Annotated in this window: 1 protein-coding gene; it reads right to left on the minus strand. The window is 64.3% G+C overall.

Going from position 1 to position 1,461, the window contains the following annotated elements; genetic code table 11:
• Window positions 1-38 precede the first annotated feature (38 nt).
• The gene (locus ACFYX0_RS47815; RefSeq protein ID WP_388982138.1) at window positions 39-1,229 is read right to left on the minus strand and encodes an IS110 family transposase; all 1,191 of its coding nucleotides are present in this window, start codon (window positions 1,227-1,229) and stop codon (window positions 39-41) included.
• Window positions 1,230-1,461 lie beyond the last annotated feature (232 nt).

The raw sequence follows: 1,461 nt of genomic DNA on the forward strand, positions 1-1,461 counted from the left end.
CTGTTGTCAAGCGCGATTGGCGGCGCATCGTGCCTGGGTCATGTTGTTTCTTGCGGCAGGCTGATCGTGAAGGTGTGGCCGTCACGTATGAGGGCCCACAGCACGTTGAGTCGACGTCGGGCGAGAGCCAGAATTGCCTGCTTATGCCCCTTTCCTTCTTCGCGCTTTCGCTCGTAGAACTTTCGGGATACTGGGCACCATCGGGCGGCGACCTGGGCAGAGAGGTAGAAGACCCGCAGCAGACGTCGGCTATACCGGCGGGGCCGGTGCAGGTTGCCGCTGATACGTCCCGAATCTCGTGGCACGGGAGCGAGGCCAGCGACGCCGGCCAAGCGGTCGGAGGTGCCGAAGGCACTCAGGTCACCGCCGGTCAACGCGATGAACTCGGCGCTCAGCAGTGGACCCATCCCCGGCAAGCTGAGGATCACCTGGGCATGCCGGTGCTCGCGAAACCGATCCTCGATCAGGACGTCGGTCTCGGCGATCTCCTCATCGAGGGCCATTACCTCCCTCGCCAGCTTCGCCACCACAGCGGCGGCGAACTTCTCCCCGGGGACAGCGGTGTGCTGGGCCTCGGCGGCCTCGACCGCGGCCGCCGCAACACCGGCGGAGTTGCGGGCCTTGCGGTTCTTCAACCAGGCAGCGAGCCGGCTCCTTCCGATCCTGCGCAGAGCCGCAGGAGTCTGGTAACCGGTAAGCAGAATGAGTGATGCCTTGGACGTGCTGTAGTCGAACGCCCTCTCCAGTGCAGGGAAGTACTCCAGCATCTGTGCGCGCAGCCGGTTGACGGCGCGGGTGCGGTCGGCTGTCAGATCGTAGCGCCGAGCGGTGAGGATCTTCAGGTCCACCGCGATCTCGTCCCCGGTCGCCAGTGGCTCAAGATCCCGGCGCATCCGGGCCTGATCGGCGATGACGTAGGCGTCCTTGGCATCGGTCTTCCCGTCCCCTCGATAGGAACCGGAGGCGTGGTGAACAGTGCGGCCGGGGATGTAGAGGAGCTTCTGGCCATGGTTGACCAGCAGCGCGATCAACAGGGCGGCCCCGCCGGCGTTGAGGTCGATCGCCCAGGTCACGTCCTCGCTGATGGCCAGGACATCCTTGATCAGTTCCAGGAGCTCGGGCTCGTCGTTCGCCACCCGGCGCGACAGGACCCTGGTCCCGTCGGCATCAATCACCGTGCAGTGATGCGCGCTTTTGCCCGCGTCCGTACCAGCCCAGAGCTTGGGCACCAGCGCCTCCGTTGTCCTCGTGCATGTTCCCGTCCCAGAAGACGACCTCGCTGACGTGTCCTTACACAGCGATCCACTTCGCTCATCCCAATTAGCAGTCGAGTCGTCGCGAAGCTTCAGGTGGCCAATCTGCTTCAGCCATCGAGGGCAGGAACACCATGAGCCACACCCGAAGCTCCTGGGCTTCCCGATCTTACGAAGGACCGGAATGACCCGATGAAGAAGGTAAGGA

Origin of the sequence: Streptomyces sp. NPDC002573 (genome assembly GCF_042889625.1) — a bacterium.
Taxonomy (GTDB): Bacteria; Actinomycetota; Actinomycetes; order Streptomycetales; family Streptomycetaceae; genus Streptomyces; species Streptomyces gibsoniae.